This is a genomic window from Ruegeria sp. BB1, assembly GCF_056539465.1.
The window spans coordinates 372,074-390,113 of the sequence record NZ_JBQFVB010000001.1 but is presented as its reverse complement, the minus strand read 5'-3'; the positions used below and the strand labels follow the sequence as shown (position 1 = coordinate 390,113).

The following is an 18,040-nucleotide window of genomic DNA, read 5'->3' as shown; positions in this document are numbered from 1 at the left end:
AGAACCCAGATGCCACGATTTGTGTGGCGATATTACATCAGTTTGCGTCGGCGTGTCACCTGAATATCGAGATCTGTAATCTTTTTCCGCAGCGTATTCCGGTTAATCCCCAGCAGATCCGCACATTTCGCCTGATTTCCGCCGGTTGCGTCCAAAGCCTGTTCTATCAATGGCGCCTCGACCTCGCGCAAAATCCGCTGATACAGACCCGGAGGCGGTAAGAGATTTCCGTGCAGGTCGAAATATCGGCGCAAATGACGGGCAACTGAGGCCGATAATTTCTCACGTTCACCATCGCCCAGAATCGGTTCGGCCTCGGGCTGGCTGCCCAGAACCATTTCGACCTCAGATTTGGTAATCTCGTCGGTGCGGCTGGTCAGGCTCAGACGGCGCACGGCGTTTTCCAGCTGCCGCACATTGCCCGGCCACGAATAACGTCGAAACAGCTCTACAGCATCAGGGCTGAGCCAGCGTTTGGCGCCATGCTCACGCTCTTCGCGCGCCAGAAAGTGATCGGCCAACAAGATGATGTCGTCCACCCGCTCGCGTAAGGCGGGCACATGCACCGTTGCGCCGCACAGGCGATAATACAGATCTTGGCGCACCCGCCCATTCTCCATCGCTTCGGTCAGGTCCGACTGGCTGGTGGCCATGAAGCGCGGAACGTGATCACCGGGCGCATCCATCATACGCACGATGCGTGCCTGCAATTCGTCTTCGATATCAGCAATCTCATCGATCAACAGTGTGCCGCCACGTACGCGCGCCATGATGCGTGCGGGCCCTTCCAGATCGCGCAGGTCCGCCGCAGTGGCGGTTAAAAACGGCAATGTGCGCCGATCCGAGAAATCATGAATAGCGCGTGCAATCAATGATTTACCTGTGCCACTATCCCCAGATATCATCACCGACAAATCGGTATTCATCACCCGGGCGACCAACCGGTACAGCGCCTGCATCACTGGTGTACGCCCAACAAGGGGCAGTTCTTCGGGGCGATCTTCGGAAACTTCGATCGCTTCGGTCTGCACATGTTGCTTCTGCTCAAGCGCCCGAGCGGTCCGCTTCATCAGATCGGGTAGATCGAAGGGCTTGGGCAAGTAGTCATAGGCATCCGCCTCAGCCGCTTGAATCGCCGTCATGATCGTGTTCTGGGCCGAGATCACGATGACCGGTAAACCGGGACGGTCCTGCGAAATTTTCGGCAGCATCTCCAACCCGTTACCGTCCGGCATGACCACGTCTGAGATCACGACGTCGCCTTTGCCTTCGCCAACCCAGCGCATCAACGTGGTCAGCGACGAGGTCGCATGAACTTTGCACCCTGCCCGCGTCAGGGCCTGCGTCAGAACAGTGCGGATCGTGCGGTCGTCATCTGCAACCAGTACTGTACCATCCATCGGGTGCTCTCCTTGTTTTACATTGCGTCTTTTGGTGCCCGCCTCAGCGAGATGCGGAACACCGTGCGGCCCGGTACCGAGTCGGCAGAAATCCAGCCGTCATGGTCCGAGATGATCTTGCTGACCAGCGCCAGCCCAAGGCCGGTGCCGTTTTCCTTGCCTGAAACGAAGGGATCAAAAATATCCCCACGGATCTTCTCGGGCAGACCCGGGCCATCGTCGATAATTTCGATCTGCAGCGGCAGAGAATGTCCCGACCCGTCATTGCGTCGCAGCCGGAAGGAGTGTTCGAAATAGGTGCGCAAGCGGATCGTTCCGCCCTTGGGGTCAGCGGCCTCCGAGGCGTTCTTGAGCAGGTTCAACACCACCTGCAGGAACTGATCCGGGTCTCCGTAGGCCAGCGGCAACGAAGGGTCGTAATCCTCGATAATTTTCATATGCGCGCCAAACCCCAGCAGCGCCGACCGGCGCGCGCGGTCGAGGACGTCATGAACATTGACCGGTTTGAAATCAGGTTGTTGCAGGTTTCCGAATTGCTCGACCTGTTCCAGCAACTTAACGATGCGGCGGCTTTCAGCGACAATAAGATCCGTTAGTTCAAGGTCTTGCGGTGGGATATTCATGCTGAGCAATTGCGCCGCGCCGGTGATCCCGGCCAGTGGATTCTTGATCTCATGCGCCAGCATCTCGGCCATGCCGATGGCGGACTGCGCTGCGGATTTCACCGTATTGCCCAAGGTCATTCGCCCGGCCAGCTCACGCGGTGAGATGATCATGATCATCGATCCGGGATGCCCGACCAAAGGCGCAATCTGCAATGCGCATTGCAGCGGGGCCCGGTTGCCCGACCCTGCATCCACATCGTTCACGAACAACGGCGTGCCATGTTCACGCGCGCGTTCAAACGCTTCTTCCAGCGGGGCATCCACGGCAATCTGATCCCAGACCGGATGCCCGACAACAGCTTTGCGCGATGCGTTCAGAAACCCTTCGCCAGCCGAATTCACATCGGCAATCCGGTCTTCGGCGTTGATGATGAAAGCGGGAACCGGCAGCGAGGTCCAAATATCCTGATCCGAGGTCATGCCGCCGCCTCTGCATCTGTGTTCAGCGCATCACCCAGCAGGCGTAACACCTCGTCGGTATCGCGCGCAGTCAGAACGGAACGGCGCAGGGTGGCGGGTGTGCCGGCCTCATCCATGTACCAGCCCAGATGCTTGCGCGCGACGCGCAGGCCCAGATCGGACCCGTAGAACCCAAGCATCGCCTGATAATGCGCACGTACCATTTCGATCAGGTCGTCACCCGCCGGAACTTCCGGCGCGGCTGCGCCATAGAGATCATGACAAATCTGCGCCAGCAACCACGGCTTGCCCTGCGCCCCACGTCCGACCATCACTCCATCCGCGCCGGATTGATCCAGCGCAACACGCGCGGCGTCCGTATCCACGATATCCCCGTTCGCGATAACCGGGATCGACACCGCCTGCTTCACCGCGCGGATCGCCCGCCAATCGGCACTGCCCTTGTAGAACTGACAACGCGTACGGCCATGGATCGTGACCATACAAATACCCGCATCCTGGGCTCGTCTCGCCACGTCGGGCGCATTCAGCAGGTTGTCGTCCCAGCCCAGTCGGGTTTTCAGAGTCACCGGAACATTAACGGCTTCGACAACCGCCTCGATCAATGTCAGTGCGTGATCCGGCGTCTTTAACAAGGCTGACCCAGAATAACCGTTCGTCACCTTCTTGGCCGGGCAGCCCATGTTGATGTCGATCACCCGCGCCCCGCGATCGGCCACCTGCCTGGCGGCTTCGGCCATCCAATGCGCTTCACGCCCCGCCAGTTGAACGGCGGTGTTCTCAACATCTGCCGAAAGTTCGGCCCGCTCCCGCACGCCAGGCTTGGCCTGAACCATCTCCTGGCTGGCGACCATTTCGCTCACGACCATGCCCGCGCCAAAACGCATCACTAGATCGCGAAACGGACGGTCGGTGATTCCGGCCATCGGTGCCAGCAAGACCGGCGGGTTCAGGGCTTTGTCAGCGAGGAGCAGAGTCAACGTGCTTAATCCTTGGGCAGTTGCGGCTTTGATATCGAATTGAGCGCATATGAACAACAAAACGGCGACCTTCAAGCCCGCTAAATCATCATGTGCCTATTTTTTAGGCAACTTTACGTGGGTGATTGCCTCTGCATTCACCGCACCCTAAAGATTGCCTCAAACCATCGGAGAGAACGCCCCCATGACCACCGCCGCCATCATCGTCGCCGCAGGACGCGGCTTGCGCGCCGGAGGGGGAACACCAAAGCAGTGGCGCCCATTGGCAGGGCGCCGCGTTGCGGATTGGACGATTGATCAATTTCAAGGGCAAGTCGACCAGATAGTGCTTGTCTTGTCCGAAGATGACAGGGACGCATGGGCCGAGTTCGAAAACTCTGATCTGATCCTTGCCAAGGGCGGTAGTGACCGGGCCGGATCGGTGCGCAACGGACTTGATGCGCTTTTGCCCTATGGGGTGCATCGCGTTCTTATCCATGACGTAGCGCGGCCTTGTGTTGACCTTCAGACCATTCAACAGGTTCTGGAAGCACTGGAAACCCACCCTGCTGCCGCGCCGGGGTTGACGGTCACTGATGCGCTCTGGACCGGAGACGGTTCTATCGTGACGGGAACTCAGGACCGTACCGGGCTGTTCGCTGCGCAAACGCCGCAGGGTTTTCACTATGACGCCATCGCCTCGGCCCACGCGGCCCACCCTGGAGGCGCTGCCGACGATGTCGAGGTCGCCCGTGCCGCTGGGCTGGACGTGGCCATCGTGCCGGGCAATGCGGATAACATCAAAATCACACGGCCCGAGGATTTTGCCCGGGCGGAACGCATATTGGGAACGGATATGGATGTAAGGCTGGGCAACGGGTATGACGTGCATCGGTTTGGCGATGGGGATCACGTGATCCTGTGTGGTGTGAAGGTGCCGCATAATCGCGGCCTGCAAGGTCATTCAGACGCGGATGTGGGCATGCACGCCGTCACTGACGCCATCTATGGCGCGTTGGCGCAGGGCGACATTGGCCAGCACTTCCCCCCCTCAGACCCGCAATGGAAGGGTGCTGCCAGCGAGATTTTCCTACGCCATGCGGTCGAACTGGCCGGGCAGATGGGCTACAAAATCTCGAACGTCGACTGCACACTGGTCTGCGAATACCCCAAAATCGGCCCCCATGCGCCTGCCATGCGCAACGAGATGGCACGGATCATGGACCTGAGCGCGGATCAGGTCTCGGTCAAAGCAACGACGTCGGAACGGCTGGGGTTCACTGGCCGAAGCGAGGGGATTGCCTCACTCGCCACAGCTTGTCTGGTGAAATCATGACTGCCGCGCAACTGATCGGAACCGTCTGCGGCGTGGGCTATCTGCGACCTGCGCCCGGCACGTGGGGGTCACTGGCCGCCCTGCCGCTGGCGTGGGTTCTGCACACGCTGGGTGGCTTTCCGCTGTTGGTGATCGCCACACTGGCCGCGTTCTTTGGCGGTCTCTGGGCCACACGCGTGATGACAGCGGGCCAGGACAATCACGATCCGTCCGAGATTGTCATCGACGAGGTCGCCGGGCAGTTCATCGCGCTTTGGGCAATTTCTTATCCCTCCTGGGCACACGGGATTGAAATCACGGCACTTTGGCCGGGCTGGATTGCCGGCTTCGTGCTGTTTCGCTTGTTCGACATCACCAAACCGGGCCCTGTTGGATGGGCCGACCGGCGCGACGACGCAATGGGTGTCATGCTGGACGATGTCATTGCCGGTATCCTCGCCGGGGTCGGAGTTCTGATCCTCGCCGGTATCTCGCACGGAGTTCTGGGCCTGTGACCGTTGCCGAAATCCTCGACCGCGCCAAATCAAAGGGCGTGATGATCGCCACAGCCGAAAGTTGTACCGGCGGTATGGTGGCGGCGGCGCTGACCGATATCCCCGGCAGTTCAGCCGTAGTCGAGCGTGGGTTTGTCACCTACACGAACACCGCGAAACAGCAAATGCTGGGGGTTCAGGGCGAAACACTGGTCGCAAATGGGGCGGTTTCGGAACAGGTTGCGGGTGAAATGGCGGACGGTGCCCTGGCGCACTCCGACGCGCAATTGGCGGTTTCCGTAACCGGTATCGCGGGCCCTGGCGGTTCTGAATTCAAACCCGAAGGCCGGGTTTGTTTTGGGTTGGCCGCGAAAGGCCATCCTACGCTGACCGAGACCGTCGAATTTGGTGCATTGGGTCGGGACAACGTGCGCGTGGCCGCGCGAGATCATGCTTTGGCACTGCTAGCACAAGGGCTTGGCGCGCTTTCTTAAAGTGGCGCCAAAACTGCCTATCTTTTTCGAATGAAGCCCAGCACGAAAATCACCAGCAAAAGAGCGACATTCGACGCCACAAGAAACAACAGCAGCTTTGGGCCATATTGGTGAATCCAGCCGGGCAACACAGGGCTGTCACCGCGCCGAAAAGACAGCAACGTCATGGCAAAAGAGGATATCGCCAATGTGTCCAGACCAGCGATGAAGTACAGCAGTTTTGACTGAATCTCGAGTTGCAGCTTGGATTTTTCGTCGCTGATAAAACCGACATAATTCCGAAAATCACAGGCCGCTTTGTAAAGGCTGTCAAAGTTATCTTCGATTTGCCAGCGCGTGTTGGTCGAATCGTAACACCGGGCAAGCCAGGGTTTCAGGTTCGCCCGGTAATCAGCCCGCCTTTGGCGGGCCACCTGTAGGAAAAAGATCAACTCATTCAGGGCGGTATTGAGTTCGCCAATTTTGCTTCCGTGATAGGATTCGGCGCGCTCATCCGCAGTATTGACGATCTTGTTGCGAATACGGCGCGCTTTGATCCAGTCCAGCTGCAACCTGAACATCAGCGCAACGAAATAGAATTCCTCGGCCAGGTCTTTGCGAACGATGGCGGAATAACTCCAGCCTCCGTAGATGGTCCAATCCCCATTTTCTGCCGCCGACATCTCGCATTCTTCCAATACCAGCCCTTCCTCTTCGAACAACTTCGAAAGGCGTTCATGGAATGGTGCCGTGTCCACCCCACCAAGGACGACTTGAATGGATGTGTCCAGATCAGCCTCAAGCCGCGATCCAACGCGAAGCTGCAAAACGGAAACCAGTGCGTCGACCAGTTCTGTAACTTCGGGAAGCGTGTGGTCGCGGTAGTAAGGCCGCGGGTTTTCGGGCAAGTGCGCAAGATCCGAGAAACTCGCGCCATAGACCAGACACATATCACCAGAAACCATCAGCAGAAGTTTGAAATACCACGCGTCGCAATGGGGTTCCGAGGATGTCACCAGATCCGACAGATCCCACTCAAGGCAGGCATTGCGACGCAGTTCAGTCAGACTTTTTGTGAAGGCGTTGCCAGAGAATGCGTGTAATTCATCAGTATGGTTTGCGTTAAGCCTGTTCTCCGAGATCTCCTCGGCCGCTTTACCGCAAAGCACTGGTCTTAAAGGGACAATTTCTCGAATGACAGAGGACAGCCGGATACGGGTCTCGGTTTCCAGATGCACTGGATGAATAAGATGATGAGTGAACATATTTTCAATTGTTACGCAGGTAATTTCCGTGTGGAGAATTTAGATAGGTTTCGGGAACGCCATGCTCGAGGTAATCAAGCGTCAATTCTTCTCCTTCACGAATATCCTTGCAGGCCACAATGGCCCAATCGGTTCTAAGTATTGAAAGATTGGGGGTAAACGAATGGTTAATCAAAGCGTATTGGGTGGCAAATGGGCGGCAGAGTACCTTGCTTCCGCCAACCCCGTTCCACTCCAGATCGCGAACCGTGGGATGACGATCATAATCGACGATTTGGCCGTCTAAAAACCCCAGAACAGCGCCAGTTTGGATATCGGACCGCGCAAACAAACCTGTGCCGTGAATGTCACTGATGCCCTCCAGGACTTTATCCAAATTCTGGATGCGTGGTCCTGCCAACTCCACCGTCATTCCGGCCCCTCCTGTCGTCGCAACCGACTTTAGAAGCCACTTTCAACCAAGACAAGCAATCCCTTAGCGCAGGTCGCTTTCTAATGGGTCATACGTTGGTGAGCCTGACACCCGCTTACACGTCGGTTTCCCCAATGACGCCAGTAGATCTGCGCCAACGCACCTTTCCCAAGTTGTTTAATTATTGGGCATCCAGTACCATCGGGTGCCTGTTTTATCACCGCTTGGCCAAAAGCCCGTTAATCAGGCGCTAAAACCGCGTCTGCCTCTTTTTTCCGCGACTGCTGTCGGCTTCAACCCCTTCCAAGCACGTAAAAGACGCAAAAAAGGAGACCGGCTGATGAATGGAGCCGATACCGCCTGGATCATAGTGGCAACCGCCCTGGTCCTGTTCATGACATTGCCGGGCCTGGCCCTGTTCTACGGCGGCCTGGTGCGCGCCCGCAACGTGCTGAGCGTCTTCATGCACTGTTTCAGCATCGCCTGTTTGATGAGCATCCTGTGGCTGGTCGCAGGCTATTCCATCGCATTTGGCGACGGCGGGTCGGGCCTTTGGGGCGGGCTGGGCAAAGCGTTTTTGAACGGTGTCGACGCCGACAGCCTGTCGGGCACCCTGCCAGAGGTCCTGTTTTTTGCCTTCCAGATGACCTTTGCCATCATCACCCCAGCCCTGATTGTCGGGGCCTATGTCGAACGTGTGGGGTTTGGGTTTGTCCTGATATTCTCAGCCCTGTGGATGTTGATGTGTTATGCGCCCGTGGTGCATTGGATTTGGGGCGGCGGCATGCTGACCGATGGTGGCATTCTTGGTGAGGTGGGTGTCCGTGACTTTGCGGGTGGCATCGTCGTTCATGAAACGGCTGGTCTGGCTGCGCTGATCATCGCCATAGCACTTGGACCGCGCCGCAATCGCACGACGCCGCCGCACAACCCCGGCTTTGTCATGATTGGTGCCGCGATGTTGTGGGTCGGCTGGTTCGGTTTCAATGGCGGCTCGCAACTGGCCGCTGATGGTGGTGCGGCGATGGCGATGACTGTCACGCATATCTCGGCGGCGACCGCGTCACTGACATGGGCGCTGTACGAACGCATCAAATACGGCAAAGCCTCGATGGTGGGGCTGGTCACCGGCACAATCGCTGGTCTGGCGTCGATTACTCCGGCTTCAGGCTATGTCGATCCGGTGCAGGCGCTAATCATCGGTGCAGTCGCAGGTGTCCTATGTCAGGAGGCGGTCAACGTCATCCGCAACATCGCCAAGATCGACGACACGCTGGACGTCTTTGCCGTTCACGGCGTGGGCGGCATCTTTGGCACGCTGATGATCGCCGTATTCGGTTTGGGCGCTTGGACTGCCCAGATTGGCGGGCTGGTGATTGTGGGTGCCTTTACGGCAGTTGTCACTTTTGTGTTGATCAAACTGGTTGCACTTATCACCCCGCTTCGCGTAGACGCAGAAACCGAGACAAACGGGCTAGATCTGTCGGTACACGGTGAACGGGCCTATGATATGAGCAGCTAAGCCCACCTTAGCCTGCGCGGCCCGCAAGGGCGCAAAGCGGACCTCTTGCGGGTCCGCTTTTCTTTTGCGGCTCAGCCCTCTCGACTCTGGCCCAATGGACAGGCTATCAGCCCGCAATGTCATTTTGTCCCGAGGTTGCACCATGATCCCCAGCTCTTTCCCCGATAGCACCGAAATCGCCCGCCTGACCGCGCGGATGCTGCTGGAGATCAAGGCCGTCCACTTTAACTCGCGCGAACCGTTCACATTGGCCTCGGGCCTGCCCAGCCCGACCTATATCGATTGTCGCAAGCTGATCTCGTACCCGCGCATCCGCTCGACCTTGATGGATTTCCTGACGGTCACCGTAATGCGTGATGCGGGTTTTGAGGCGTTTGATAACATCGCAGGTGGTGAGACAGCCGGCATCCCGTTTGCCGCCATGGTCGCCGAGCGTATGGCTCTGCCGATGACCTATGTGCGCAAAAAGCCCAAAGGCTATGGCCGCAACGCCCGTATCGAAGGCGCCATGAGCGAAGGTGAGCGTGTATTGCTGGTCGAGGACCTGACGACCGATGGCGGCTCAAAGCTGTCCTTTGTGGATGCGATCCGTGAAACCGGCGCAACCTGCGGACACACAGCCGTGATCTTCTACTATGGCATTTTCCCTGAAACCGAGAAAACGCTGGGCGATCATGGCGTGAAGCTGCATCACCTTTGCACATGGTGGGATGTTTTGGCAGAGGCCAAAGCGCAGAAAGCCTTTGACCAAGAAACACTTGATGGTGTTGAGGCCTTCCTGAACGACCCGCGCAAGTGGCAGGATGCGAATAAATCCACGTAAACTCGCTGTGGATTACTTGGGGATAAACGTCTGAGAATCGGCTTTGGGGAAACAATATATAGTGACATCTGCGTGATATCCTACATAATAGACCAAATCCATTCTGGAACTATGGCGTCTTCAAAACTTATCCCAAGGCGTTACCCATAGTTACCCACAAGTATTTCCAGATAGCCGACAGGCCAGTGTCGCGTGTAAGAACACCGTGGGCAGCGGGGACAAAATGAACGAGATAAGCAGCATCGAGCAGGCAGCGGCGAAGATTCAAAACGCCGAAACAATGCCGCATTCAATTGAAGCCGAACAACAGCTTCTGGGTGCGATCCTGACCAACAACGATCTTTATGACCGGGTGGCCTCGATCATCGGGTCCGAGCATTTCTATGATCCGGTCCACGCCCGCATCTACGAGGTTGCGGCCAATCGCATCGCCAAGAATGCGCTGGCCTCGCCCGTCACGCTGAAATCCTTTATGGCCGAAGATGAAGGTCTGAAGGAACTGGGCGGCCCCGCCTATCTGGTGAAACTGGCCGGGGCTTCGATCAGCGCATTTGCTGTGCATGACTACGCCCAGATGATCTATGACTTGGCTATTCGCCGTGAGTTGATCCGGCTGGGTCGGGATATCTCGGACAAGGCGGCGCGGGTGGATGTATCCAGCGAGCCCAAAGAACAGATCGTCGAGGCCGAACAGCAACTTTATCAGTTATCCGAGCAGGGCCAGACCGAACAGGGTTTCCAATCTTTCCTCAAGGCGGTCACAGAAGCCGTCAACGTCACCAACGAAGCGTATCAACGTGGTGGTGGCATGGCGGGAATTTCTACCGGTCTGGCCGACCTGGACAAACAGTTGGGCGGGCTGCATCCGTCCGACTTGATTATTCTTGCGGGTCGTCCGTCGATGGGGAAAACCTCGTTGGCGACCAATGTGGCGTTCAACGTGGCCAAGGCGTACAAGCGCGGCACCAAGCCGGATGGCACCGAAGGCGCGATTGACGGTGGCGTTGTGGGTTTCTTCTCGCTTGAGATGAGTGCCGAGCAATTGGCGGGCCGGGTTCTGGCCGAAGCCTCCGAGATTTCCAGCCACAAAATTCGTCAGGGTGACATGACGGAATCCGAATTCCGCCGCTTTGTCGACGCGGCCAAGGATCTGGAAGCCTGCCCTTTGTTCATCGACGACACCCCGGCCCTGCCGATCTCTCAGTTGGCCGCCCGCGCGCGGCGGTTGAAGCGGACGCATGGGCTGGACCTGCTGGTCATCGACTATCTGCAGCTGTGCCGTGGCATGGCCGAAAATCGGGTTAACGAGATTGCCGAAATTTCGATGGGCATGAAGGCCATCGCCAAAGAACTGAACATCCCGGTCATCGCCCTGTCACAGCTGAGCCGTCAGGTCGAAAACCGCGACGACAAGCGCCCGCAATTGTCTGACCTGCGGGAATCGGGCTCGATCGAACAGGATGCCGACGTGGTGATGTTCGTGTTCCGCGAGGAATATTATAAGGAACGCGAAAAACCCGGCGATCACGAGCTGGAAAAGATGGAAGAGTGGAAACAGGCCATGGAGCGCCTGCACGCCAAAGCCGAAGTTATCGTCGGCAAACAGCGTCACGGCCCCATCGGCACGGTCGAGCTGTCGTTCGAGGCTCAGTTCACCCGGTTCGGTAACTTGGTCAAACCCTGGCAACAGGACGGCCAGATCGAAGGCTACTGACCTACCACATCTCAGGCTTATTGAATGCGCTGACACAGCGGGACGGGCCCAAAAGCGGCGCATCGTCGCCATTCAAGGATTGTCCAAGCCAACCATGTGGCATGCTCAGCGGCATGGGCGGTTGTGCGAATGTTTGTGCGATCGGTTGAAACCCGGTTTTGCAATAATATGCCGGATCACCGTAAGTCACTGCAAAATCAACCCCGTTATGGCGCAGTTGTTCCAATCCAAAGCCGATCAATTTCTGACCAATGCCCGACTTTTGCCTGTCGGCGCGCACGGCCACCGGTGACATCAGAAAGACCTGGCGCGGGTCCTGATCATAGCTGAGCCGCGAGAATAGGATGCAACCTGCCAGATTGCGGTCATCCAAAGCCAAAACGCCCAAAAGATCTCCATCGGGTGTTGAAAGCAGCAGGTCATCCACCAAAGCAGCAACCGCACGCCCCTCTCCTTCGCCTTCTGAGGCGGTGAAGACGTCCAGAAACAAGCCGGGCAGTTCGGCAGCCCGAGCCCGGTAGTCGGCAGTCAGGTTCAGCATTACGGCCCCTTTCAGATGGATCAACGGTCCCGTTTCATGCGCCGAGTTGATCACAGGTTGGACACAATGACGAGAGTTCGGCTGCCCTTGTCCGAGCCTTTTTTAGCCATGATCTTGCGATACCGGCCAGAAGCTGCGTAGGAACACCGCGATATGCACAAGAATTGCCGCCTACCCCCTTGACCTGCCGCAATCCAATGTCATGAACAGCACCATGAGTACCGCACGTTTGACGATCAATCTTCAGGCGCTCGCCAGCAACTGGCGGGCGCTCAATGCAAAAACGGATGTCGAGACCGGCGCCGTGGTCAAAGCTGACGCCTACGGCCTTGGTGCCGGACCGGTGTCTGCGACCCTGGCCGAAGAAGGCGTTCGCAAGTTCTTTGTCGCCGCCGCAGAAGAAGGCGCCGCCGTGCGCAAAGCCGTTGGCCCCGAACCCCAGATTTTTGTCTTCTCAGGGTTCATGGAAGGTGACAACGGGCTGCACTTTGCTGACAACCTGATTCCTTTGATCAACTCTCCGGAACAGTTCAAACGCCTGCAACAGGCCATGCCGAGTCACCCATTCGGAGTTCAACTGGACAGTGGAATGAACCGTCTGGGCCTTGAGCCCGCCGATTGGGCCGCGCTGAGGTCTGAGATGGAAAGCCAGAACCCACAGGCGGTCATATCGCATTTGGCCTGCTCGGATGAGCCCGACCACCCGATGAACCGTCAACAGCTTAAGACCTTCCGCGATATGACCGATGGTGTCACCGCACCACGGTCGCTGGCGGCAACGGCGGGCACGCTGATGGGCTCGGAATTCCACTTTGATTTCTGCCGTCCGGGCGTTGGTCTTTATGGCGGCATGCCATTTGCCGACGCCAAGCCCGTCGTAACCGTCGATCTGCCCGTCATTCAGGTGCGCGCGGTCGAAGTTGGTGAAACCGTCGGTTATGGCGGTAGCTGGGTTGCCCGACGCCCATCGCGAATCGCAACCGTGGCCGCAGGGTATGCGGACGGGCTGCACCGGGCCATTGGCGGCGGTATCGACGCATTTGCCGGGGACCAACCCTGCCCTGTGGTCGGCCGCATATCGATGGACCTTGTCACCATTGACGTCACTGACCTGCCCGAAGATCCAGAACGCCTGCGCATCCTGAACGGTCACCAGACAGTCGACGACCTGGCCGAGGCCGCAGGCACCATCGGGTATGAAATCCTCACTTCGCTTGGCGCGCGTTATTCACGGGGTTACGTGGAATGAATCCTCTTTCTCTGCTGGGTGGGTTGGGCCGCGCGGTCCTGGCGCTGTTTGCCACCTTTGGCAAAGTCGCGCTGTTTACGATTGATGCGATCTCGCACATTTTTCGTCCGCCCTACTACCCGCGCGAATTTATCGTCGCGCTGATGAACATCGGCTGGCTGTCCCTGCCAGTCGTCGGCCTGACCGCCATTTTCACTGGTGGCGCGCTGGCGCTGCAGATCTACGCTGGCGGCGCTCGCTTCAACGCCGAGGCCGTGGTTCCGCAGATCGTTGCCATCGGTATGGTGCGCGAACTGGGGCCCGTGCTGGTGGGCCTGATGATCGCCGCCCGCGTGACCTCGTCCATCGCAGCCGAGATCGCCACCATGAAAGTGACCGAGCAGATCGACGCGCTGGTCACCCTGTCCACTCATCCGATGAAATACCTGACGGCCCCGCGCGTTCTGGCCGCGCTGATTACCGTGCCGCTACTGGTCGGGATCGGAGATATCATTGGCATCGCAGGCGGTTATGTCGTTGCGACCCAAAATTTGGGTTTCAATCCGGCGACCTACCTGCTGAACACAGTCAATTTCCTTGAGGCCCATGACATCATGTCGTCGCTGGCCAAGGGCGCAGCCTTCGGCCTGATCGCGGCGGTCATGGGCTGCTTTTACGGCATGAACTCGGGCCGCGGTGCGCAGGGTGTGGGCCGCGCCACCAAATCCTCGGTCGAATCCGCTGCTATCATGATTCTGGCCACCAACTTCATTCTGACGGGGGTGTTCTTCTCGCTATGATCCGGATGGAGAACGTACAAAAGGCATTTGGGGACAATCGGGTTCTGCAGGGCATGGACCTTGAGATTCCCAAGGGTACCTCGATGGTCATCATCGGCGGTTCGGGCACCGGGAAGTCGGTGGCGCTGAAATGCATCCTTGGCCTGATCAAGCCTGACAGCGGCATGATCTATGTAGATGGCAAAGACGCCACCAAGGGCGATAGGGATAAGTTTCTGGCCCGGTTCGGGATGCTGTTTCAGGGCGCGGCTTTGTTTGACTCGCTGCCCGTCTGGCAAAACGTGTCCTTCCGCCTGCTGCGCGGGCCGTTGAAACGCCCGCCAGAATACGCCCGCGAAATCGCTATCGAGAAACTACGCCGCGTGGGTTTGAAATCCGACGTGGCCGACCGTTTCCCGTCCGAACTGTCAGGCGGCATGCAAAAACGCGTGGGCCTCGCCCGCGCCATCGCCGCCGAGCCCGAGATCATTTTCTTTGACGAGCCCACCACCGGCCTCGATCCGATCATGTCCGGCGTCATCAATGATCTGATCCGCGAGATCGTGACCGAGATGGGCGCCACCGCGATGACCATCACCCACGACATGAGCTCCGTCCGCGCGATTGCCGACAACGTGGCCATGCTGCATGGAGGCGTCATCCAATGGACCGGTCCGGTCGGACAGCTGGATGCCTCGGGCGATCCCTATGTGGAGCAGTTCATTAGTGGGAGTGCTGAAGGGCCAATTGAGGCCGTGCGGTGATGAATTCAACCCAATTTTTTTTCTTTTCGTTGCCAGGAATTTACTTCAACTCAGTTTTGATCGTCTGGTTCATCACAATCTTTTCAATACATGGTTTGATTTTCTCTCCAATTCGCGCATTCAAAACCATGAAACCGGTAATGAAGGCGCTTTTGTACGGCTTCATTCCCGGTGCATTGATTTCGAACGTAATCGCGTTTAGTTCGTCTTCTGTAAGTATACTCGCGACACTTCCAGCCGTTATCGGTGTCGCTGTTTCTGCCTCTATTCTTCACAAAGAGCTATTCACATTATCATTGAACGCCCGCAGAACTGCCATTTTTGTTGCCGTGTTTTTTGTTCTCATGGCTGTTTTGTTTGGGTGGAGTGCCTTCAGGCTGCAGCAAGGCAATCTGATATGACCCTCCGCCTCGCCACCCTCTCGCTCCTGATCCTCTACCCCATCGCATGGTTTGCCCCGCTGATGCGTGCCGGACTCTTACCGATCTTTGGCCTGTCCGAAATCAGCGTCATCACCGGGCTCCAGTCTCTTTGGAAATCCGACGTCTTTCTGGCGCTGATCGTCACCATCTTCGCCCTCGTCGCACCTTACATCAAAACCATCGGCACCGCCCTGATCCAGTGGGACCTGCTGGATGTCCGCGTCCAACCCGCGCTGAACATCCTCGGCAAGCTGGCCATGGCCGACATCTTTCTGATCGCGCTCTATATCACTCTGGCCAAAGGCATCTCGTACGCGACCATCGAAACTGCATGGGGTCTGTACCTGTTCACGGCTTGCATTCTGGCCTCGCTCGCGTTGGGCCACATTACCGAAATGACACGCAAATCACGAAATACTCAGATGTAATTGATTGAAAACACTCATCTGAGTATCATCTTTATATTTCGAGCAGTGACAATTTGTAGTTTTCGGGTCCGTAGCGGATCAATCTGTGTGTTTTGGATGCTCTCCGCTTGGGCCTGGTGTGTACCGGTTCTAGAAGGAGTTCGTCGAACATGACTGCCCTCCATAACATTACATTGCAATTTCAGAATGCCTTTTTAAGACTGACTTTTTTCCTCATTTGCGCGGCAGCCCTGTTTGCCGTTTCAGCCACATTATTATCTGCCTTGGGTGTATTGCCCTGGTTATCCATGCAAGCCGGTTTCGGCGGTGGGCCAGTGCAAGACGCCGGGATGATTATCCAGATCGGCCTGACCGTTCTGATTCTCATGCTGGCATTCTATCTGCCAGCGAATGCCCGAATGATGGCATTGGAAAACAATCACCGCAAATTTGCCCTGAACATGCACGACATATCAGACGCCTATCAAATGGCCCACGCAGCGGACCGTGGCGGCCTGTTCATGATGTCGTCCGAGTTTGACGCGGTCAAAGAACGTATGGCCTTTCTGCGCCAGCACCCTGACCTACAGACACTCGAGCCCGAAATCCTGGAACTGGCCGCACAGATGAGCCAGATCAGCCACGAACTGGCTGAAACCTATGGCGACGTGCGGATCAATCGCGCCCGAACCTTCCTACAACAACGTCAGGAAGAGATTGAGCTGTTCCAGAAGCGTCTTGAAGAAGCCCAGGTGATCCAGAACGAATTGCGCCAATGGACGCGCGATGTCGAAATGGAAGAAACCATCGCCAAGTCACAACTGGCCCGCCTGCGGGATGAGCTGTTTGAGCTGTTACCCGAACTGTCGGCTCAGCTGCAAACACCTCCCAAGGACAGCTCGACCAAAGCCTCAAGCGTGGTCGCCATGTCCCCGCCCCGCGCGGCGGAATAGGCGCTTGGCGCCTTTGCTGCGGACGATGGCCCATCGGGCCTGAGGACGCGGCACCCCACCGGTGGAGATGAATGCCTTGCAAGGGCTTGAAGAACCGCCGATCCTCGGGCACCAAGGCCGCATGGCAAAAACGACTTTCTCCTGTTCGGCCTGCGGCGCGTCGCATTCGCGCTGGTCCGGGCGTTGTGACGCATGCGGCGAGTGGAACACCATTTCGCAGGACGTACCCCTTTCGGCGGGTCCCGCCAAGAAATCCTTGGGCGGCAAACGCGGCCAGTCCATCGCACTCACCGATCTGTCGACCGAAGAAACACCCCCGCCCCGTACGCTTTGCGGGGTTGAGGAACTGGACCGCGTGCTTGGCGGTGGCCTTGTTCCCGCCTCGGCCCTGCTGGTGGGCGGCGACCCCGGCATCGGCAAATCCACCCTTCTGCTGCAGGCCGCGGCGCGCTTTTCCCGTGCGGGCGTCAAAACCATCTATGTTTCCGGCGAAGAAGCCAGCGCGCAGGTTCGAATGCGGGCCCGCCGTCTGGGGCTCGAGGACGCGCCGGTTCAATTGGCGGCTGAGACCAACCTACGCAACATCCTGACGACGCTTGAGGCTGAAAAGCCCGGTCTGGCCATCATCGACTCGATTCAGACCATGTGGGCCGACAATGTGGACAGCGCCCCCGGCTCAGTGTCACAAGTCCGGGCCGCAGCGCATGAATTGACAACGTTTGCGAAACGACACGGCGTATCAATCATCATGGTCGGCCATGTCACCAAGGAAGGCCAGATCGCAGGCCCCCGCGTGGTCGAGCACATGGTCGACACCGTGCTCTATTTCGAAGGTGAACGTGGCCATCAGTTCCGCATCTTACGCGCCGTGAAAAACCGTTTTGGCCCCGCTGATGAAATCGGCGTGTTCGAAATGACCGGCAAAGGGTTGGCGCAGGTCACAAACCCCTCGGCCTTGTTCCTGTCGGAACGCGGCACCCCCAGCCCCGGTTCGGCCGTTTTCGCCGGAATTGAGGGCACCCGCCCTGTTTTGGTGGAATTGCAAGCACTTGTGGCACCGTCCCCGCATTCCCAACCCCGCCGGACCGTGGTCGGATGGGATAGTGGGCGGCTGGCCATGATCCTTGCCGTTCTTGAAGCACGCTGTGGCATCCCCTTTGCCGGGTTGGACGTTTACCTGAACGTCGCCGGAGGGATGAAAATCAGCGAACCGGCCGCCGACCTTGCCGTGGCGGCCGCATTGCTGAGTGCCCGAGAAGACACAGCTCTGCCCGCTGATACGGTGATTTTTGGAGAAATCTCGTTATCCGGGGCACTTAGACCGGCCCCACAGACAGAAAACAGGTTGAAAGAAGCCCAAAAACTTGGTTTCACATCGGCAATCGCTCCGGCGGGCGGCAAAACCGGTACTGTGGCAGGTCTGACACTCACCCGACCCTCTGATTTGGTGGGGTTTGTTGGCGAAACCTTCGGAGCAGGTTAAG

The 18,040-nt window shown here is 57.8% G+C and carries 19 protein-coding genes; 13 read left to right on the top strand and 6 right to left on the bottom strand.

Annotated features, from left to right (window positions below):
* Nucleotides 1-32 precede the first annotated feature (32 nt).
* From ACR0AL_RS02030 to dusB, 3 genes are read right to left on the bottom strand one after another with little or no spacing between them, the layout of a single operon-like run.
* The gene (locus ACR0AL_RS02030) at nucleotides 33-1,400 is read right to left on the bottom strand and encodes a response regulator (protein ID WP_170348888.1); all 1,368 of its coding nucleotides are present in this window, start codon (nucleotides 1,398-1,400) and stop codon (nucleotides 33-35) included.
* A 17-nt stretch (nucleotides 1,401-1,417) separates the two neighbouring features.
* Complete coding sequence (locus ACR0AL_RS02025) at nucleotides 1,418-2,485, bottom strand: two-component system sensor histidine kinase NtrB (RefSeq protein WP_170348889.1); 1,068 nt, start codon at nucleotides 2,483-2,485, stop codon at nucleotides 1,418-1,420.
* Nucleotides 2,482-3,465, bottom strand: coding sequence for a tRNA dihydrouridine synthase DusB (gene dusB / locus ACR0AL_RS02020; RefSeq protein ID WP_226688378.1), 984 nt, complete (start codon nucleotides 3,463-3,465; stop codon nucleotides 2,482-2,484). The genes ACR0AL_RS02025 and dusB overlap by 4 nt, the downstream gene beginning before the upstream one ends.
* Before the next feature lie 184 nt (nucleotides 3,466-3,649).
* Between dusB and ACR0AL_RS02015 the strand changes: the two genes are divergently transcribed.
* From ACR0AL_RS02015 to ACR0AL_RS02005, 3 genes are read left to right on the top strand one after another with little or no spacing between them, the layout of a single operon-like run.
* Entirely contained in the window at nucleotides 3,650-4,780 is a 1,131-nt protein-coding gene (locus ACR0AL_RS02015) for a bifunctional 2-C-methyl-D-erythritol 4-phosphate cytidylyltransferase/2-C-methyl-D-erythritol 2,4-cyclodiphosphate synthase (protein ID WP_480661776.1), read from the top strand.
* Complete coding sequence (locus tag ACR0AL_RS02010; RefSeq protein ID WP_170348892.1) at nucleotides 4,777-5,274, top strand: phosphatidylglycerophosphatase A family protein; 498 nt, start codon at nucleotides 4,777-4,779, stop codon at nucleotides 5,272-5,274. The genes ACR0AL_RS02015 and ACR0AL_RS02010 overlap by 4 nt, the downstream gene beginning before the upstream one ends.
* Nucleotides 5,271-5,747 carry a CinA family protein gene (locus tag ACR0AL_RS02005; RefSeq protein ID WP_480661774.1) on the top strand — a complete coding sequence of 159 codons (477 nt, stop codon included), beginning with the start codon at nucleotides 5,271-5,273 and terminating at the stop codon, nucleotides 5,745-5,747. Before ACR0AL_RS02010 ends, ACR0AL_RS02005 begins: the two co-directional genes overlap by 4 nt.
* A gap of 17 nt (nucleotides 5,748-5,764) precedes the next feature.
* Here ACR0AL_RS02005 and ACR0AL_RS02000 read toward each other — a convergent pair whose 3' ends face one another.
* Entirely contained in the window at nucleotides 5,765-6,991 is a 1,227-nt protein-coding gene (locus tag ACR0AL_RS02000) for a hypothetical protein (protein WP_480661772.1), read from the bottom strand.
* 4 nt (nucleotides 6,992-6,995) lie between these two features.
* Nucleotides 6,996-7,403 (bottom strand): SET domain-containing protein-lysine N-methyltransferase, encoded by a 408-nt coding sequence (locus tag ACR0AL_RS01995; protein ID WP_480661770.1) that lies wholly within the window; start codon nucleotides 7,401-7,403, stop codon nucleotides 6,996-6,998.
* A gap of 340 nt (nucleotides 7,404-7,743) precedes the next feature.
* Here ACR0AL_RS01995 and ACR0AL_RS01990 point away from each other — a divergent pair, with 340 nt between their 5' ends.
* The 3 genes from ACR0AL_RS01990 (at nucleotide 7,744) to ACR0AL_RS01980 (ending at nucleotide 11,462) form a co-directional block, all read left to right on the top strand.
* Entirely contained in the window at nucleotides 7,744-8,925 is a 1,182-nt protein-coding gene (locus ACR0AL_RS01990; RefSeq protein WP_480661768.1) for an ammonium transporter, read from the top strand.
* A gap of 142 nt (nucleotides 8,926-9,067) precedes the next feature.
* Nucleotides 9,068-9,748 carry an orotate phosphoribosyltransferase gene (locus tag ACR0AL_RS01985; RefSeq protein WP_170348897.1) on the top strand — a complete coding sequence of 227 codons (681 nt, stop codon included), beginning with the start codon at nucleotides 9,068-9,070 and terminating at the stop codon, nucleotides 9,746-9,748.
* Nucleotides 9,749-9,971: 223 nt separating this feature from the next.
* Complete coding sequence (locus ACR0AL_RS01980) at nucleotides 9,972-11,462, top strand: replicative DNA helicase (RefSeq protein WP_170348898.1); 1,491 nt, start codon at nucleotides 9,972-9,974, stop codon at nucleotides 11,460-11,462.
* A 1-nt stretch (nucleotide 11,463) separates the two neighbouring features.
* Here the strand turns inward: ACR0AL_RS01980 and ACR0AL_RS01975 are convergent, their stop codons facing one another.
* Nucleotides 11,464-12,003, bottom strand: a complete 540-nt coding sequence (locus ACR0AL_RS01975; RefSeq protein WP_480661766.1) for a GNAT family N-acetyltransferase — start codon at nucleotides 12,001-12,003, stop codon at nucleotides 11,464-11,466.
* Between the two features lie 214 nt (nucleotides 12,004-12,217).
* On the opposite strand from ACR0AL_RS01975, the gene alr reads away from it, so the two are divergent.
* The 7 genes from alr (at nucleotide 12,218) to radA (ending at nucleotide 18,039) form a co-directional block, all read left to right on the top strand.
* Nucleotides 12,218-13,252, top strand: a complete 1,035-nt coding sequence (alr, locus tag ACR0AL_RS01970) for an alanine racemase (protein ID WP_170348899.1) — start codon at nucleotides 12,218-12,220, stop codon at nucleotides 13,250-13,252.
* Nucleotides 13,249-14,031 carry an MlaE family ABC transporter permease gene (locus tag ACR0AL_RS01965; protein WP_170348900.1) on the top strand — a complete coding sequence of 261 codons (783 nt, stop codon included), beginning with the start codon at nucleotides 13,249-13,251 and terminating at the stop codon, nucleotides 14,029-14,031. The genes alr and ACR0AL_RS01965 overlap by 4 nt, the downstream gene beginning before the upstream one ends.
* Nucleotides 14,028-14,774, top strand: a complete 747-nt coding sequence (locus tag ACR0AL_RS01960; RefSeq protein WP_170348901.1) for an ABC transporter ATP-binding protein — start codon at nucleotides 14,028-14,030, stop codon at nucleotides 14,772-14,774. The genes ACR0AL_RS01965 and ACR0AL_RS01960 overlap by 4 nt, the downstream gene beginning before the upstream one ends.
* Entirely contained in the window at nucleotides 14,774-15,175 is a 402-nt protein-coding gene (locus ACR0AL_RS01955; protein WP_170348902.1) for a hypothetical protein, read from the top strand. Before ACR0AL_RS01960 ends, ACR0AL_RS01955 begins: the two co-directional genes overlap by 1 nt.
* Nucleotides 15,172-15,624 carry a paraquat-inducible protein A gene (locus ACR0AL_RS01950; RefSeq protein ID WP_170348903.1) on the top strand — a complete coding sequence of 151 codons (453 nt, stop codon included), beginning with the start codon at nucleotides 15,172-15,174 and terminating at the stop codon, nucleotides 15,622-15,624. Before ACR0AL_RS01955 ends, ACR0AL_RS01950 begins: the two co-directional genes overlap by 4 nt.
* A gap of 329 nt (nucleotides 15,625-15,953) precedes the next feature.
* Entirely contained in the window at nucleotides 15,954-16,556 is a 603-nt protein-coding gene (locus ACR0AL_RS01945; protein WP_480661764.1) for a DNA repair protein, read from the top strand.
* Between the two features lie 121 nt (nucleotides 16,557-16,677).
* A complete protein-coding gene (gene radA / locus ACR0AL_RS01940) occupies nucleotides 16,678-18,039 on the top strand; it encodes a DNA repair protein RadA (protein WP_170348905.1) in 1,362 nt (453 codons plus the stop codon).
* The last annotated feature ends 1 nt before the right edge of the window (nucleotide 18,040 follow it).

Bases quoted from the DNA above. Each gene is read 5' to 3' on its own strand.
- ACR0AL_RS02030 (WP_170348888.1), bottom strand. From the start codon at position 1,400: ATGGATGGTACAGTACTGGTTGCAGATGACGACCGCACGATCCGCACT.
- ACR0AL_RS02025 (WP_170348889.1), bottom strand. From the start codon at position 2,485: ATGACCTCGGATCAGGATATTTGGACCTCGCTGCCGGTTCCCGCTTTC.
- ACR0AL_RS02015 (WP_480661776.1), top strand. From the start codon at position 3,650: ATGACCACCGCCGCCATCATCGTCGCCGCAGGACGCGGCTTGCGCGCC.
- ACR0AL_RS02010 (WP_170348892.1), top strand. From the start codon at position 4,777: ATGACTGCCGCGCAACTGATCGGAACCGTCTGCGGCGTGGGCTATCTG.
- ACR0AL_RS02000 (WP_480661772.1), bottom strand. From the start codon at position 6,991: ATGTTCACTCATCATCTTATTCATCCAGTGCATCTGGAAACCGAGACC.
- ACR0AL_RS01995 (WP_480661770.1), bottom strand. From the start codon at position 7,403: ATGACGGTGGAGTTGGCAGGACCACGCATCCAGAATTTGGATAAAGTC.
- ACR0AL_RS01990 (WP_480661768.1), top strand. From the start codon at position 7,744: ATGAATGGAGCCGATACCGCCTGGATCATAGTGGCAACCGCCCTGGTC.
- ACR0AL_RS01985 (WP_170348897.1), top strand. From the start codon at position 9,068: ATGATCCCCAGCTCTTTCCCCGATAGCACCGAAATCGCCCGCCTGACC.
- ACR0AL_RS01980 (WP_170348898.1), top strand. From the start codon at position 9,972: ATGAACGAGATAAGCAGCATCGAGCAGGCAGCGGCGAAGATTCAAAAC.
- ACR0AL_RS01975 (WP_480661766.1), bottom strand. From the start codon at position 12,003: ATGCTGAACCTGACTGCCGACTACCGGGCTCGGGCTGCCGAACTGCCC.
- alr (WP_170348899.1), top strand. From the start codon at position 12,218: ATGAGTACCGCACGTTTGACGATCAATCTTCAGGCGCTCGCCAGCAAC.
- ACR0AL_RS01965 (WP_170348900.1), top strand. From the start codon at position 13,249: ATGAATCCTCTTTCTCTGCTGGGTGGGTTGGGCCGCGCGGTCCTGGCG.
- ACR0AL_RS01960 (WP_170348901.1), top strand. From the start codon at position 14,028: ATGATCCGGATGGAGAACGTACAAAAGGCATTTGGGGACAATCGGGTT.
- ACR0AL_RS01955 (WP_170348902.1), top strand. From the start codon at position 14,774: ATGAATTCAACCCAATTTTTTTTCTTTTCGTTGCCAGGAATTTACTTC.
- ACR0AL_RS01950 (WP_170348903.1), top strand. From the start codon at position 15,172: ATGACCCTCCGCCTCGCCACCCTCTCGCTCCTGATCCTCTACCCCATC.
- ACR0AL_RS01945 (WP_480661764.1), top strand. From the start codon at position 15,954: ATGATTATCCAGATCGGCCTGACCGTTCTGATTCTCATGCTGGCATTC.
- radA (WP_170348905.1), top strand. From the start codon at position 16,678: ATGGCAAAAACGACTTTCTCCTGTTCGGCCTGCGGCGCGTCGCATTCG.